The 246-nt window shown below is 78.0% G+C and carries 1 protein-coding gene; it reads right to left on the bottom strand.

Translation table 11 applies throughout. The features are described from left to right. Window positions 1-246: sirohydrochlorin chelatase (locus tag SACPADRAFT_RS27340; RefSeq protein ID WP_198048317.1), on the bottom strand; the 246-nt coding region annotated here is incomplete at both ends.

The raw sequence follows: 246 nt of genomic DNA, 5'->3' as shown, positions 1-246 counted from the left end.
AGGTCGGCGCCCGTCGCGGCGAGCCGGTCCCGCGCCACGGACTCCAGCGCCGGGTCGGGGCCGAGGACGTCGGCGACCGTGACCCGCAGGTGGGGCAGCCGGGCGGTCACTCCCGCGACGATCCCCGGCAGGTCGACCCGGGCGTGGTAGGCGCTGCCCAGCAGCAGCGGGACCGCGACGACGTGGCGGTGCCCCTCGGCGTGCAGCCGGGAGAAGGTCTCGTCGACCCCGGGGTCGGACAGGTCG

Origin of the sequence: Saccharomonospora iraqiensis subsp. paurometabolica YIM 90007 (assembly GCF_000231035.2) — a bacterium.
Lineage (GTDB): Bacteria > Actinomycetota > Actinomycetes > Mycobacteriales > Pseudonocardiaceae > Saccharomonospora > Saccharomonospora paurometabolica.
The sequence above is the reverse complement of the archived record's forward strand: the minus strand, read 5'-3'. Positions and strand labels throughout refer to the sequence as shown.